Origin of the sequence: Nocardioides sp. JS614, assembly GCF_000015265.1 — a bacterium.
Taxonomy (GTDB): Bacteria; Actinomycetota; Actinomycetes; order Propionibacteriales; family Nocardioidaceae; genus Nocardioides.
The window spans coordinates 292943-307814 of sequence record NC_008697.1; the positions used below are offsets into that span (position 1 = coordinate 292943).

11 protein-coding genes and 1 pseudogene are annotated in these 14872 nt (G+C 69.5%); 8 read left to right on the top strand and 4 right to left on the bottom strand.

The window, feature by feature from the left end; translation table 11 throughout:
• Positions 1–9 precede the first annotated feature (9 nt).
• Entirely contained in the window at positions 10–3081 is a 3072-nt protein-coding gene (locus NOCA_RS01305; RefSeq protein ID WP_140403935.1) for an AfsR/SARP family transcriptional regulator, read from the bottom strand.
• A gap of 90 nt (positions 3082–3171) precedes the next feature.
• Here NOCA_RS01305 and NOCA_RS01310 point away from each other — a divergent pair, with 90 nt between their 5' ends.
• From NOCA_RS01310 to NOCA_RS25355, 8 genes are all read left to right on the top strand, one after another.
• Positions 3172–3498 carry a hypothetical protein gene (locus NOCA_RS01310; protein ID WP_011751667.1) on the top strand — a complete coding sequence of 109 codons (327 nt, stop codon included), beginning with the start codon at positions 3172–3174 and terminating at the stop codon, positions 3496–3498.
• Positions 3499–3526: 28 nt separating this feature from the next.
• Positions 3527–4111 (top strand): hypothetical protein, encoded by a 585-nt coding sequence (locus NOCA_RS01315; RefSeq protein ID WP_011751668.1) that lies wholly within the window; start codon positions 3527–3529, stop codon positions 4109–4111.
• A 47-nt stretch (positions 4112–4158) separates the two neighbouring features.
• The gene (locus NOCA_RS01320) at positions 4159–4851 is read left to right on the top strand and encodes a DUF4386 domain-containing protein (RefSeq protein ID WP_011751669.1); all 693 of its coding nucleotides are present in this window, start codon (positions 4159–4161) and stop codon (positions 4849–4851) included.
• A 176-nt stretch (positions 4852–5027) separates the two neighbouring features.
• Positions 5028–7304 carry an MMPL family transporter gene (locus tag NOCA_RS01325; protein ID WP_011751670.1) on the top strand — a complete coding sequence of 759 codons (2277 nt, stop codon included), beginning with the start codon at positions 5028–5030 and terminating at the stop codon, positions 7302–7304.
• A gap of 600 nt (positions 7305–7904) precedes the next feature.
• On the top strand, positions 7905–8597 hold the full coding sequence (locus tag NOCA_RS01330) for a hypothetical protein (protein WP_011751671.1): 693 nt from the start codon (positions 7905–7907) through the stop codon (positions 8595–8597).
• The gene (locus tag NOCA_RS01335; protein WP_011751672.1) at positions 8590–9708 is read left to right on the top strand and encodes an ImmA/IrrE family metallo-endopeptidase; all 1119 of its coding nucleotides are present in this window, start codon (positions 8590–8592) and stop codon (positions 9706–9708) included. Before NOCA_RS01330 ends, NOCA_RS01335 begins: the two co-directional genes overlap by 8 nt.
• A gap of 3 nt (positions 9709–9711) precedes the next feature.
• Positions 9712–9933 (top strand): hypothetical protein, encoded by a 222-nt coding sequence (locus NOCA_RS01340; protein WP_011751673.1) that lies wholly within the window; start codon positions 9712–9714, stop codon positions 9931–9933.
• A gap of 182 nt (positions 9934–10115) precedes the next feature.
• Positions 10116–12590, top strand: coding sequence for a hypothetical protein (locus NOCA_RS25355; protein ID WP_049774173.1), 2475 nt, complete (start codon positions 10116–10118; stop codon positions 12588–12590).
• Here NOCA_RS25355 and NOCA_RS01355 read toward each other — a convergent pair whose 3' ends face one another.
• The 3 genes and pseudogenes from NOCA_RS01355 to NOCA_RS28575 form a co-directional block, all read right to left on the bottom strand.
• Entirely contained in the window at positions 12591–13022 is a 432-nt protein-coding gene (locus tag NOCA_RS01355; RefSeq protein ID WP_011751675.1) for a hypothetical protein, read from the bottom strand.
• A 223-nt stretch (positions 13023–13245) separates the two neighbouring features.
• Positions 13246–13710 carry a hypothetical protein gene (locus NOCA_RS01360; RefSeq protein ID WP_140403936.1) on the bottom strand — a complete coding sequence of 155 codons (465 nt, stop codon included), beginning with the start codon at positions 13708–13710 and terminating at the stop codon, positions 13246–13248.
• A gap of 385 nt (positions 13711–14095) precedes the next feature.
• A pseudogene (locus tag NOCA_RS28575) lies at positions 14096–14461 on the bottom strand (hypothetical protein); the annotation flags it as partial.
• Positions 14462–14872: the final 411 nt, after the last annotated feature.

The window sequence follows — 14872 nt, forward strand, 5'->3', positions numbered from 1 at the left end:
GGTTGCCTGTCAGCGGCGGGCGCCCGGCTGATCAGCGCCGCTGGCGATGCGTAGCCGAGCGAGGTGAGCGTCGGTTCGGTCCAGGTCGTCGAGAACATGCTGGATCCCAGAGCTCAGGTCGTCAGCGGATCGGAGGAGCCGTCGCGCCGCGTCAAGGTCGCCTCGGTCGGCAGCCATCCGTGCCAGCGCGTCCATCGCGAGCACCTGGACTTCCGCGTCGCGAGCACTCACTGCTTCGTCGAGTACCGGCTTCAGCTGTTCGGCGGCGCGTGTGCTGCCCGTCGCGGAGGAGAGTGCGGCGAGCAGACATCGGGTGAGCAGGGCGCCATCGCCTCCCCCGGATGTGCGGTACCACCGGTCGGTCTGTTCGAGCAGGACGAGGGCGGCGTCGGGCTGGCCCGCTCCCCGCAGCAGCCGGGCAAGGTTCACCCGGGCCGTGGCCGCGATGCGCAGGTCGCCGCTGCGTCCGGCGGCGACGATCGCGCGCTTCAGGGTCTCGGTGGCATTGGCTGTGTTGCCGGATCGATGTTCGACCCTGCCGAGCGTTGTCAGGTGGAGAGCGGCCTGCCCGAGGAACCCAAGGCGTTCGGAAGCCTCGGCGGCCCGGGTGAGGAAGCCGGCGGCCTCGTCGAGGTGGCCGACGGCCTGGGCGATGGCGCCGAGCAGTCCGTCGGCATGGACCAGCGCCCAGGAGTCGCCGATGGGTGTGAGGAGGTCCACGGCTTCGTTGGCTGCTGTGGTGGCACCGGTGGTGTCGCCGAGCATGCTCGAGGCGTACGCCGCGAGGACGAGGCTCGTGGCCACCTCCCAGTCGAGGCCGAGCGGCCGGTAGACGGTGAGGCTCGCGGTGGCCAGCTCGAGCGCATCCTGCGGGCGGCCCTGCTGGATGCGGAGGAAGGCCAGGTGCCGGTGGGCGTCGGCTCGGAGGCGGTCGTCGCCACGTTGCGTCGCGAAGCCGAGCGCTTCATCGAGATCGGTCTCGGCCTGGTCGAGGTTTCCGGCGGAGGTTTCGAGCCAGCCCGCGAGCAGCAGGCCCGTTGCCCGCTCTCTCGGCTTGGTGAGCGATTCGGCTGCCTGGAGGGCGGATCGGACCCGGGTTGCACCCGCCACGCCGTCGCCGTGCACGACCCAGGCCCAGCCGAACCCGGTCGCGATCCGGACCCCCAGCATCGGGCCGTGGTCGGCGGACCAACTGAGCGCGGCGTCGATGTTGGCACGCTCGGCCCGGATCACGGCAAGACACTCGGGCTGTGCCTTGCCACGCACGGTCGCCTCGCAGCGATCGGCGGCCTCGGCGAGCCACGCGGCGTGCGCCGCGCGGGCGTCGTCGTCGAGGCCGGACTCGCGCAGCCGGTCGAGCGCGAAGTCCCGGATGCTGTCGAGCAGCCGGTAGCGCACTGCGCCTTCCGTGGTGACCTCGACGCTGACCAGTGATCGATCGGCGAGCCGGCCGACGACGTCGACAGCCGACGCCGCGGGCACGCCCAGGGCCGCGAGGACATGTTCCGCGGCGTCGAGAGGTGCACCGCCGGCGAAGCAGGAGAGCGCCCAGAGTCCACGTTGTTCGTCGGGGAAGAGCAGCTCGTAGCTCCAGCCGATCGCGGCAGCGAGCGCGCGGCGCCGCTCGGGGCGACGGCTGGTCGGGTCCTGGAGCAACGCGAAGCGGTCGTCGAGTCGTCTGGCGATGTCCTGCACCGACAGGGACCTGACCCTGGCCGCGGCCAGCTCGATGGCCAGGGGCAGTCCGTCGAGGGAGAGGCAGACCTCCTCGACGGACGTCGCGGTCTCGTCGTCGAGCACGAACCGCTTGCGGATCTCGGCCGCCCGGTCCGTGAAGAGGGCCATGGAGTCTGCGATCGGAAGCGGCTCCAGCTGGTAGATAGTCTCGCCGTCCAGGTCGAGCCGGACCTGGCTCGTCGCCAGCACCCGCAGCTCGGTCGTGGCATCCAACAGGCTGCTCGCCAGTTCGGCCACGCCGTCGACGACGTGTTCGCAGTTGTCGAGCACCAGGACGGTCTCGGAGCCGGAGAACCGTTCGACCAGCATCTGTTCGCCGCCCGCCAACCGCAGCGTCTCCGCGACCGTCCGTGGGATCGACGCGGAGGCATCGACACCGTCGAGTCGCACCAGCCACACACCCCCGGCTGGCGCGAGTCCGCGGGCAACCTCGATAGCCAGGCGAGTCTTGCCGACGCCGGCCGGCCCGACCACCGTCACCAGACGCCGCTCGCGCAGAAGATCGTCGACAGCGGAGACCTCGGCCGCCCGCCCCACCAGCGACGAGGACAGTGCCGGCAGGTTGCCCACCGGCCCGGCAAGCAGCTCGGGTCGACCTCCGGTGGGATCGAGAGCCTGGCTCTGCTGCAGGATCTGGTCCTCCAGGGCGCGCAGGCCAGGGCCTGGGTCTACCCCGAGCTCGTCGACGAGCATTTCCCGCACCCGGGTGTACGCCGCGAGTGCGTCGGCCTGGCGGCCCATCCGGTAGAGCGCGGTGATGAGGCAGGACCACAAGCCCTCGCGGAGCGGGTGCTGGCTGACGAGCCCCTCGAGCTCCCCGACCACCTCGCCGCCGAGACCCAGGTCCACCCGTGCCGCCAGCTGGTCCTCCAGCAGGCCGAGGCGCACCTCCTCGAGGCGCGCGCGGTGCGGCAGCAGCCAGTCCCCCTCTCCCGCGTCGACCAGCACCTCGCCCCGAAACAGCTCCAGCCCTTCGGTTGAGATCTCCAGCGCAGTAGCCGGATCACCCGCACGTCGCGCAGCGGTTGCCGACGCGGCCAGCCCCACGACCTGCAACGCATCGACACGGTCGGGGTCGACATCGAGGGTGTAGCCGCCGGTCCCGCTGGTGACCAAACTGGGGTCGCCCAGGGCACGTCTCAGCTGGGACACCTTCGACTGGAGCGTGTTCCGGCCCGTGGCGGCATCGCCCCAGAGGTCCTCGATGATCCGGTCGGTGCGGACCGGCCGCCCGGCATCGAGGGCGAGCCGAACCAGCACCTCAGTGGTCTTGCCCGACGGCAGCGTGAGCAGGACGCCGTCGCGGCGAACCTCAAGGGGTCCGAGCACGGCCAGCGTCAACACCTCCTGAGCGTATGCCTGGCGTGCCCGTCGTGCCGCCGATCGTCAGGTGCGCGTCAGCGCATCGTCAGCGGCTCGCCCAACAGTGGTCCCATGCCCGATGACATCGACCACCTGGTCCGCCAGCTGATCTGCGGCGACGCCACCGCTCCCACCCAGATCCTCGAGCGCGCCGAGACCGACCGGTCTCCGCTGCTGCAGGTGGCCGCGGCACTCGTCAGCGACGAGCCCGCCCACTTCCTGGCCGCGGCGTCCGAGAACGCCACCACCACCCGGGACCGCCAGATGGTCGCCCTCGCCACCGCACACGTGAACGGCGACAGGGAGCTGCTCGACGCGCTCGTCCGCGACCACCTGGCCGACCACCCCGACAACATCCTCGCGGCCTGGATCGCCGCCCAACACACCCCCGCCGGCTGACCAGCCGACACCAACAGAAGGAGTCACCATGCACGACATCCAGATCACCCCGACACCCACCCCCACGCGGGTCTCCTCACCCCGAGCCGCGGGCCGGTGGATGGCGACCTTCCTCGGAATCCCGGTGGCCGGCTACGCCGGCTGGCTGGTGTCCGGGCACGTCGACAGCCTCGGCGCGGCCCTCCTCGGCTCGCTGATCACCGGCGCCCTCCTCGGCGCCGTCCAGGCATGGGGCCTGGGTCGCAACCGGCCACCAATCGCTGCCTGGATCGCAGCGACCACTCTCGGCCTGATGGTCGGACTCGGGATCGGCGCAGCGATGGTCGACTACGAGACCAGCCTCGGCGCGCTCGTCGTCCAGGGCGCTGTTTCCGGCTTCGCCGTCGGTGTGGCCCAGGCCGTGGTGCTCCGGCCCCGGCTCGGCAACGTGGCCCTCGCCTGGCCCCCCGCCCTCGCCGCGATCTGGGCGGCCGGCTGGGCGACCACCACCGCCGCCGGGATCGATGTCGACCAGCAGTTCGTGATCTTCGGCGCCAGTGGCGCGCTCCTCGTCACGGCTCTGACCGTCGTGCTCCCGCTGGCCCTCAATCGGAACGCAGAGGCCGCGTCGTGAGCCGCCGCGTCCCGTTCGGAACCAGCGAACTTCGGGAGGGCCGCTAGATGGCCATCGAACGCACTGCGGGCGCTCTTCTCGTCTTTCTGCCCGTGATGTTCAACGTGTGCTTCGCACTGCTGGCGCGAGGCTTCGACTACCCGGACATCCTGCGACGGCCCACCTCAGAGGTGCTCAGCCGGTTCCGCGCCGGAGGTGCACGCCTCCTGTTGCTGTGGTGGGCGTTCGCGCTGACCGCGATCCTGCTCGCGCCCGTGGCGGTCCTGGTTGGCTACGCCCTCGTCGGTGCCAACGCCGGCCTGGTCGCGGTTTCCGTGACCACCGGGGTGCTGGCCGCCGCTGTCCAGTTCCTCGGCCTGGTTCGCTGGCCGTTCCTGGTCCCCTACCTCGCGCGCGCCGATGCCGATGCCGATGCAAGCCCGGCGCGTCGCGAGGCCATCGACATCGTGTTCCAGTCGTTCCACCGCTATCTCGGGGTCGCCGTCGGCGAGCATCTCGGCTACCTGTTCACCGGCTCCTGGAGCGCCTTGACCGGCGTCGCTCTGATGCAAGCCACCAACGCGCCCTGGTGGCTCGGGCTCGCCGGAGTCGTCATCGGAGGCCTGCTGATGGCCTGCTCGTTTGAGTTTGTCGGTGCCTTCGAGGAGAAGGGCTGGCAGGTGGCCGCCGTCCTGACCCCCATCGCGTACGTTGCCTGGTCCCTGTGGCTGATCGCGGTCGGGATTGCCCTGCTCCTTTAGTGGTCGCGCGGCTCGACGGTCACCCGCCGAGATCGGCGAGCTGGTCCGTGCGTACTACGCCGGCGTCAGGCCGCCGTCAGTCGATCGTCAGCACCCGCGAGCACGTTGACCACCTGACCACCTGACGACCCACACCCGCCTCCGTCCACCCGGACTACCAACGACAGGAAGACGTCATGTTCGCAACACGTTCGAAGGACCTTGAAGGCCACCGCGTGCACGCGAGTGGTACGTCGATCACCCAACGGCTGGCCCGAGCAGCGGCGGTACACCCGTGGCGGGTTGTGGTCGCGTGGGGGCTGATCCTGCTCGCTTCCATGGCGGCCATCGCCACCCTGATCGGGTCGGCGTTCACCTCCGACGGCAACATCACCAGCAACCCCGAGTCGGCGAGGGCCGGACAGGTCATGGCGGAGAACTTCTCCCAGGACGACCGCATCGACGACGCCGTGATCATCTACTCGGCCGACCTCACCGCCGAGAATCCGGAGTTCCGGGCCTTCGTCGCCGATTTCCGGTCCTCAATCGAAACCACGGGTGCTGCAGAGACGGTCCGGGACCCTTACGCCGCCGACGGGGCTGGCGTCTCCCAGGACGGACACGCCGCCGTCGTCACGCTGGTCCTCGGCCACGATTCCGCGACCGGGATCGTGGACGTGATTGACGAGGTCGTCGCCGCGGACGCCGACGCGGCCTTCGAGGTCGACATCACCGGCACCAACACCCTCGACCACGACTTCACCGAGCTCTCGGAGTCCGACCTCACCAACGGTGAGGTGAAGTTCGGGCTGCCAGCAGCAATGATCGTGCTGGTCCTGGTCTTCGGCGCTCTGGTGGCCGCCTTCCTACCGATGAGCATCGCCATCCTGTCGATCATCGTGACCGTCGCCATCTCCTCGATCCTCGGCCAGTTCACCTCCCTGTCCTTCTTCATCGTCAACATGATCACCGCGATGGGGCTCGCCCTCGGCATCGACTACAGCCTCTTCGTGCTCTCGCGCTACCGAGAGGAGCGTCAGGCCGGCCGCGACAAGATCGACGCGATCATCGCCACCGGAGGCACCAGCAGCAAAGCCGTCCTGTTCTCCGGCAGCTCGTTCGTCGTCGCCCTGCTCGGACTCCTCCTGGTCCCGGACACCATCCTGCGCAGCCTGGCCCTCGGCGCGATCATCGTCGGCCTGGTCACCATGGCCGCCGCCCTCACCCTGCTGCCCGCCCTGCTGTCCCTGCTCGGCGACCGGGTCAACGCCCTGCGGCTGCCGATCGTCGGTCGCGACCACCCCGCCGAGAGCCCCTTCTGGACACGCGCCGTCAGTGCTGTAGTCCGCCGACCAGGCACCTTCCTGGCAGCCGGCCTGCTGGTCCTGCTCGCCGCAGCCCTCCCCGTGTTGGGCCTCCACACCGGCACCTCAGGCGTCAACTCGCTGCCCGACGACACCTACGCCAAGGCCGGCGCCCTCGCCCTCGAACGGAGCTTCCCGGGCACCAGCACGACCGACCCCGCCCAGGTCGTCATCTCGGGCGACGTCACCTCCAGCGACGTCACCGCAGCGATCGCGGAGCTCGAGGCGTCCGTCGCCGACGACCCGGACTTCGGCCCCTCGCAGCAGCGGCTCGCCGAGAACGGTCAAGTGGCCGTGGTCAGCATCCCGCTGGTCGGCGACCCAGACCATTCCCAGGCCCGCCGCGGGCTCGACCGGCTCCGCACCAACCTGATCCCCGCCGCCTTCGACGGGACCGACACCACCGTGCTGGTCGGCGGCACCACCGCCGAGAACGTCGACTACTCCGACGTCATCAACCACTGGCTGCCGTTAGTGCTCGCCTTCGTCCTCGGGCTGAGCTTCCTCCTGCTCACCCTGGTCTTCCGCTCCCTGGTCCTCTCCGCCACCGCGGTCGTCCTCAACCTGCTCTCGGTCGGCGCGGCCTACGGCCTGCTCGTGCTGGTCTTCCAGCACGGGGTCGGGGCCGACCTACTGGGCCTCCAGCAGGTCGAACGGGTCGAGGCGTGGGTCCCGGTGTTCCTGTTCTCGGTGCTGTTCGCACTCTCGATGGACTACCACGTCTTCCTGCTCAGCAGGATCCGGGAACGCTACGCACAGACCGGCGACACCAACGAAGCCGTCGTGCACGGCATTGCCGCCACCGGCCGCCTCATCACCGGAGCCGCGCTGATCATCGTGGTCGTCTTCACCGGCTTCGCCGCCGGCCAGCTCGTCATGTTCCAACAGATGGGCTTCGGTGTCGGCGTCGCCCTGCTCGTCGACGCCACCCTCATCCGAATGGTCGTCGTCCCCGCCGCGATGGCCCTCCTCGGCAAGTGGAACTGGTACCTGCCCAGCTGGCTCAACTGGCTCCCCGAGCTCCACGTCGAGGGCGACCCCGACTCCCTGGCACCCACCGCCGATGCGCCCATTGCTGTGGCAGCCCCGCGGACCCCGATCTCGGTGTAGGCCTGCCAAGACCACGCAGCCTGACGACGAGCCACCGATCGACCGATCTCGCCAAACTGTCCCGCGGGCGCGTCGCCAATCTTCCCTGCATCTCGACAGCTGCTGTCGAGATGCAGCCAAAACGAGGCGATCGAACTTTCGCCTCGAGAACACTGGATCTGTGGACATTCGGATGGGCCGGGCCCTCCAGCAGCAGGAAATGCGGTGAGCACCGGTCGCTCGCGGCTTGTCCTGTACCAGTGCACGTACCCACGCGTCGCACGTCCGGCAAGCCGATCCCCAAACGAGACGATGCGGGAGATAGTGGCAGCCGCACGTTGCACATTATTCGCGGTACGACGCAGGTTCAGGCCAGCATCAATAGCCTGCCGATTGAACGCCAGCCTCCGCAAGTCGCGAGGGGTCGTGGGTCTCGCGCCACGCGTATCGACTAAACGTTGGCGCAGCGCCGCGGCCCGAAGGGCCATCTGACGGCCTGTCAACAACGTTGTCGGCCCTAGCGGCGCCGTACTGAAGCGCTAATGCGCGGATTGTGTGGCATACTAAAGTGACGTCCTAACCGAGCAGCGGCCCTGGACACCAACTTCAGGAGGTTCGTCCATGGTCCCCAACTCACCCGCCGACGCTCTCGGCTCCGACGCGCCCGGTCTGCGCGACCTTCTCGTCGAGATCGTACGGGCGCGGCACGCTCTCGCGGCTGAGGCGCACCTGGTCTCCGAGTCCCGGTACGCGATGGGCTTCGGCAGTCAGTGGCGTGACCTGCTGGACGACGCGCGCGACGCACTGAAGGACCGCGGGTTCCGGTTCTGCAAACTGGCCCCCGGTGGACACGAGATACCCGTCGTCAACGACTGCTTGGTGTACGTCTGGCGCGTCCCGAACAACCCCAGCGCCGTGAGCGAGTTCGCGTCGAGCCCGACCCGAAAGAACGGCTTCACGACCTCGCCGCTCGACCCGGCGCTGTGGGAGCCGAGGCTGTCGGAGGAGCAGGAGCCGGCCCAGGACACCACTAACGAGGACGAGGTAGGCCCGGTACTCCGGGCTGTCGGCGAGAGCATGTCCCTGGTGCTCGTCATGGTCGAGTCGACGCCGCGGCAACTACAGTCGATCGACTGGGCTGTCGCCGTGCTCGACGACGAGGGCAAGGTCGAGTTGCGCGGGCACGAGTCCATCTGGGAGCCGGAGCCGGTCGCTGATGCCAACGCGTCGGGCGTCGAGCCCTTCGACAGCGGCTCGCCGGTCGAGCCGAAGGTCGAGGCGCGCGAGGAGGAAGGGTCCGGTCCGGATGCCTGAGGACGGCCCAGGCTTGTTCGAACTCTCGCCCGGGAGGAGCGGCCGGTTCGAGCCGGCACGGCTGACCCAGGCGCGAGCGCGCCTCGGCGTCAGCAAGGCCGACCTGGCTTCCTCCGCCGGCGTCTCGGCCGCGGCGATCGGCCAGTATGAGGCCGGCGTGACCTCGCCACGCCCTGAGGTCGTCGATCGGCTGGCGGAGGCTCTCGAGGTCCGTCCCGGGTTCTTCGACGTCGGCCGCCCGCTGGCGCGCATCGACACGGTGAACGCGCACTTCCGTAGCCTGAGGTCAGTCCGCGTCAGTGATCGCCAGAAGGCCTTGGCCACCGCCACGTTCGTGTGGGAGATGACCTTCGCGCTTGAGCGGTACGTCAAGCTGCCCGAGGTGGACCTCCCTTCCCTCCCGGTCGGGACAACGCCGACCGAGGCCGCGGCGGCCCTGCGGCGGCACTGGGACTTGCCTGACGGGCCAGTGAAACACCTTGTCGCCACGGCGGAGTCGCACGGCGTCGTCGTTGCTGTGCGCCCGCTACGCGAGATCGACGCCGTCGACGCCTTCTCTGCGGTCATCGTCGATCGGCCGGTCATCATCACCACGCCGCGGCGCAGCGAGAACGTGTTCCGGCACAGGTTCTCAATCGCCCACGAGATCGGGCACCTGTTGCTGCACGGCGACTCCGGCGAGTACAGCGCGGCGGTCGAAAAGGAGGCCGACGAGTTCGCCGCCGCGTTCCTGACGCCGGCGGCCGCCATGGACGCGGCGCTGCCGCAGCGGCTCGAGCTGGCGGCACTGGACCGGCTCGGTCGGACGTGGGGCGTTTCGCCGAAATCGCTGGTGCGCCGGATGGTCGAGCGCGGGCGCACCACCGAGTCGTCGGCACGGCGGGCCTACCAGCGCCTGGCCATGACCGACGACCCGTCGGCCGACCCGACCAGGGCGTACCCGGGCGAAATGCCATCACTGCTGAAGAAGGCCGCGGACATGGCGGGCGACCTCGGCGCGGGAGTGCCTGCCCTCGCCGAGGCGCTGAAGCTCAGGCCCGTGCAGGTGCGTGACCTGCTCGGCGACGCCGACCAGCGGCCGGTCCTACGCCTTGTCGACGGCCGGGGCTGACCGGTGGCGTCCGTAGGGCAGCAGGTCCGCAGCGCGGATAGCGCGATCTGCCAGAACATCGAGCGCTACGCAGACGACCGCGTATTCCTCTCGCAGAACCTCGTCGCCCAACTCCGCAACCTGGTCGAGGGCCTCGTCGTCTGGGCACACCTGGGCGACCCGGACACCGAGTTTCACTACGACCGCATGGGCCCAGCGCTCGAGGCGGTCAAGGCGATTCCCTGAGTTCGCTAATGCGGACGACTGCCGTTTGATGACGCGACGGTGACCGCGATTGCGAAGGCGGTCGGCGCCGGGGACGGAGATCGCGCGACCGCTCGTCGAAGCGAAGCTCTGGGGACGACCCAGATCCCACATCCTGTGTCGCGGGTGGCCTCTACGCTGACGTCACCGGCGGACCAGAGGTGATGGGCGTGTACAAGATTGAGCAGCGCGGGCGACGCGTCGTGCTGCCTGCGACCGATGACCCGGGCGTGGTGCTGGAGTTCTCGATGTGGGATGCGGAGAAGACGCTCAAGTCGTTCATCCGTGTCTCCGGCGGAGAGCGCCGCAGGCACCTGGCCAGAGTCAAGGTCGGCTTAGTCCACCGCTCCGACAACACCTACAACCCGGGCGCGGTCGCAGTCGTCATCCCTGCCGACCAGGGCGGCAGCGTCGAGGAGCGGCACCTGGGCTTCCTCTACGACGCCGACCTGCGCGAGATCGGGTCGAGCAAGCTCCCGGCCCTGATCCGGTACGCCGGCGGGGAGGTCGAGTGCGACGCCGTCATCGCTGACCGGGCGACTCTCGGCCTGGACCTGCCCGACCTCGCCGTACTCGGGAACGCCATCGGCAAGTTCCTCCGCAGCAGTGGCGCCGACCCTGGGGCATCGGTGATGCCCGAACCGGTTCCTGAACGTATCGGGGACAGGTTCCGTACCCGAACCATTCTCGGTACCGACGAAACCCTCGACCTGCTGCGCGCCTCCCCCGAACCGGGAGGCGCCATCGCTGGGGTGGACATCTCGATGGCCTATCCGTTCGAGAGCGACTCGTGGACGCTGAACCTGCACGAGTCGGCCACCGGCCGGCACCTGGGCACAGTCCAGGACACCACGTTGTTCCTCGGCAACGAGCGCGACCGTGAGGCCGTACTTCCCCACCTGGCTGCCCAGGAGGTCCCGGCCCGGCAACCGAAGCCGGCGCCGCGGGCGACCGTTCCCGGGTCGTGGCCCACCGGTCAGGTACCGAACGTTCGACCGAAGTGGGACCGTGGAGCGATCGCGCTGCACGCAGCAGGCGCTCCCGAGAGTCACTCCATGGAATCGTTCGCGATCTTCAACCCCGAGACCGGAGTCCTGTGGGTCGAGGATCAGCGGCTGGTCGACGTCGCGTCCCTGTGCACCAGCCGTCTCGGCCTCGACGTCAAGCGCGTACGCACTCCGCGGGAGCCGTGGGAGCTGGACGAGGAGGTTTCCCACGAGGACCTGTGGGGCACGCGGCGCCGAGGAACGTCGATCGACCCATGGGCCAAGCCGGCGCTGCTGGCGTACCAGCAGCGCGCCGTCCCGCGCGGGATCCTGACCAGGCTGGTCACCTTCAACGGCGTCGCAGACCCGGCCGCGTCGCAGGCGGCAGCAGATGCACGGTTCGCGGTCCACCACCGGTTCGTCCGGGGCAGGCGACGCATCTTCCCCGAACACACGCTGCTGGGCACCTCGGCGCCGTGCCGGTTGTGCGGTGCCGCTGCGCTTGAGTTCACGACCCCGATCAGCACCGGGGAACTTGCGTACTGCCACACCTGCCTGCGGCACGCGACCTCCGGGCTTGGGGATGACCTGGACCGGGCGGTGAAGGCGGTGAAGGTCATCATCGAGACCGAGTTCGACGGCGACCTGTTCCTCGAGCAGCAGCTGGCGCCGCTCCACATCAGCCCTGCCGCCCCGGTCGCGGCCGAGTTGATCGACCGGGCGCTACTGCTGAGGTTCGCGATCGCCCGCGGCGTGTTCCCGTGGACCCACGTCCTGGAGGCGACCGGCCTGGCGAAGGATGGGCTGCGCACCAGCCGGGGAACCCTGATCCGGGCACGCGACGGGCACCTGTGCCATTCGCTGCGAGAGAAGGCCGTGTGCGACTTCCTGCACATCCGCGGCATCTCCCACACCCGGGAGCCGATGTACCCCAGCGACGTCGACTACAACCCAAACGGGCTCCGTCGAGCCGACTGGGCGCTCGCAGACGGGACCCTGGTGGAGCTGTGGGGCATGCCGGACGACCCCGCCTATGCCGCGAAGATGGTGGAGAAGCGCGAACTGACGGCGCGCCACGGGCTGCGGCTGGTCGAGCTCCTGGACCGCGACCTGCCCAACCTGCCGGACATCTTCGCCGAATGGGCACCCGACGGTGTCGACTCCGGGTGGGAATGGTCCCCGCTCCTGCTCGTATCCCAGCAGGCGCAGGATGCTGCGGCGGAGAAGGCCGTCCGGGCGAGGGCCGCCAAGAAGGCGGCGCCCGACGGCACGGTTCGCGGCGTGAACGCGGCGAGCGTCGCTGCTCGTGACGAGCGGCTCGAACGGTGCCGCCACGCGCTCCAACTGCAGGCCAAGGGACGGACCCGGGCCACCATCGCCGCGGAACTCGGTGTGAGCAGTGATGCAGTGAAGGCACTGCTGCGCGACGGCAGGTTCTACGCAGACCCCTCGACCGCTCCGGCGCGCCGCGGACTGGCGGAGCTGGCAGCGAAAGCCCGGAACTCCGGCACGACGAGGACGGCGTTCCAGGAGGCACATGGTCTCTCGCCCGACAGGGCGAAGGAGTGCTGGCGGGACGCCGGGGTGCTGGTCCCCACCGACATCGACCGGCAGTCCTCAGCAGGGTCAAAGGGGGACGCTGGGTCAGGGTGATCAGGCGCTGTGTTCGGCCAACCAATGCTCCAACTGCGCGCGGTTCCATCCGGACACTGGCACAGGTAGCGCCCGCACGTGATGGGTTCGCGTGGGGTCGACGGTCCTGGCACGCATGGCGCTCTGGTACGCCTGGAAGTCGGTGAAGTACGCCTGCTTCTCGCCGTTGCTGAACGTGACGACAGTCGGCCGGGTGCCGGTCGCCTGCTCGGGCAAGACCTTGCCCTGCCCGCGTGCGACGTCCAGGACCTGCGTGCGAAGCACTGCCACCTCGTCGGCCTCCGCCAGGGACTCCTCGCGCTTGGCGTCGGCAACTTGGCCTGCGATCCAGCGACCGGGACGGTGGCGGCTGCGGTACGTCCAAGTGAGGATGCCTATCACGGCAGCGGCAATCACGGTGCCTGCGACGGTGATGACGATCCCTTCAGCCATGGTTCGTCAAGGCTATCGGGCGCAATGACTGCCGCGTGGAGTCCGTCGATCTCCGCTGCATCTCCACAGCTGCTGTCGAGACGCAGCCAAAACGAGGCGATCGAACTTTCGCCTCAAGAACACTGGATCATGTGGACCGCGGCCCGTCTCTATCCGCCGCACCATCCGCCGCTCGATGCCCGATCGGGGCAACCAAGCCCCCTGTACGTCATCACCCGGCGGCTCAGTGCCTGCCGAACATGCGAGCCACGGCTTGGTGGACCGGGATCCCCGCGGCAGTGCCGACGGAGGCGATGGTGGAGACGCCGCTCTCGGTGGCCAACTGCCGGGCTGGAGTCGGCTCCGGGTCGGCCGCGTACAGCCGTGCGTACTCGGCGAGCACCGCCTCCGGAGGGATCGGGCAGAGCCCCTCGTCGCCAGCCAGACACCAGTGCGGACGGACCACCACCGTCGCGGGAACGTGTATCTGGGTGTTGCGGGCGGAGTTCTTCCCGTTGAACAACTCGGCGACGAACATGTCGCCGCAGGTGGCGTTGCAGTGCGGGCAGGTGAACGCCATGTAGTGCCTGCCAGCGGTCTGGGTGTAGCGGCGGAAGATCCGGCCCGGGGCCACGCCCAGCTCCTGCGCCATCTGCTCGCCCGCCGCGCGTACCTCGGGCAGCGCTTCGGCCCGGTGCTGGGCGAACACTCGGGGCCTCTGGTCCCGGATCTCCCTGCGGGCCACACCGCCCTTCGACGATGGTCTGGCGTGCGGTCCAGACGCCGAACTCCTTGTGGCAGCGGTAGCAGCCCATGATCCCGGCACCGACGACTACCAGGGCCGGCTGCCCGTTCGCGACGTACTCGCGGTGCTGCAGCCGACGGGTCAGCAGACGGTCGACCGCCTCGGCGAGCGGGATGCTCGCGGCGCCGACCATGACCGTGGCCTCCCCCGCGTCGTCGATGTCGAGGCCGAACACCGGCAGCTGCTTGTCGGCTCGAGGCAGGCCGTCGGCGTGACGGGCGAACCATGCGATCCCGGCGATGCCGGAGTCGAGGTAGCGATGCTGACGGTGTCGGTACTCGGCGAGGTCCTGCCGGGACCACTGGACCTCGAACACGACGCGCACGTCCCCACGGGTCGCCATCACGTCCGCGACCCACTCGTCCCCTGGGACCTCGGTTTGGGCGGTCCAACCGGCTCGAGCGATGGCCTCGACGATGACCGCCTTCGCGCGCAGGTGCTGTGCGCTCTCGCCGGCGCTGCAGCTGTCGCCGCCGGGGGCGTGTGCGAAGTACTGGGTGCCGAGCTTGCTGGTCTTCGCCAGCCCCTTCCACCCACAGCGCATCGTGGCCGTACGGCGCTTCGCCCGGACGTCGTCCTTGAGTTGCGCCCACTCCTCCTCGGTGAGCAGGCAACTCACCACCGGTTCCCCGTCGACGAGACCTGACAGCGGCATCGACCCCACCTCCCGGGAAAGGTGTAGCAGTCCCCGCCGACACACTCGGTCGCGCCCACCAGCGTCTCAGCGCAGGGTTCGACGGCAGCGGGATACTGATGCTCAGGCGTCGGTGTGTCCAAAACACCCCAGCCGCCCATCTAGCCGACATACCGGATGCCCTGGTCGCACGCGTCCGAGGTGCGTCCAACCGCCGCCAATGACGCGGTTGTCCAGGCCGCCCCACGCGGGGATCCCGCATCGACACGGCCCGCGTGACCATCCCGCATCGACACGGCCCGCGTGACCATCCCGCACCGGCACGGCCCGCGTGACCATCCCGCACCGGCACGGCCCGCGTGACCATCGCGCGTGCACGCTCCGCGTGACCATCCGCTACTGAAACGTCCCCCTGCTACGCCTACGTTGACC

Bases quoted from the DNA above. Each gene is read 5' to 3' on its own strand.
- NOCA_RS01335 (WP_011751672.1), top strand. From the start codon at position 8,590: ATGCCTGAGGACGGCCCAGGCTTGTTCGAACTCTCGCCCGGGAGGAGC.
- NOCA_RS01315 (WP_011751668.1), top strand. From the start codon at position 3,527: ATGCACGACATCCAGATCACCCCGACACCCACCCCCACGCGGGTCTCC.
- NOCA_RS25355 (WP_049774173.1), top strand. From the start codon at position 10,116: ATGGGCGTGTACAAGATTGAGCAGCGCGGGCGACGCGTCGTGCTGCCT.
- NOCA_RS01310 (WP_011751667.1), top strand. From the start codon at position 3,172: ATGCCCGATGACATCGACCACCTGGTCCGCCAGCTGATCTGCGGCGAC.
- NOCA_RS01355 (WP_011751675.1), bottom strand. From the start codon at position 13,022: ATGGCTGAAGGGATCGTCATCACCGTCGCAGGCACCGTGATTGCCGCT.
- NOCA_RS01320 (WP_011751669.1), top strand. From the start codon at position 4,159: ATGGCCATCGAACGCACTGCGGGCGCTCTTCTCGTCTTTCTGCCCGTG.
- NOCA_RS01330 (WP_011751671.1), top strand. From the start codon at position 7,905: ATGGTCCCCAACTCACCCGCCGACGCTCTCGGCTCCGACGCGCCCGGT.
- NOCA_RS01325 (WP_011751670.1), top strand. From the start codon at position 5,028: ATGTTCGCAACACGTTCGAAGGACCTTGAAGGCCACCGCGTGCACGCG.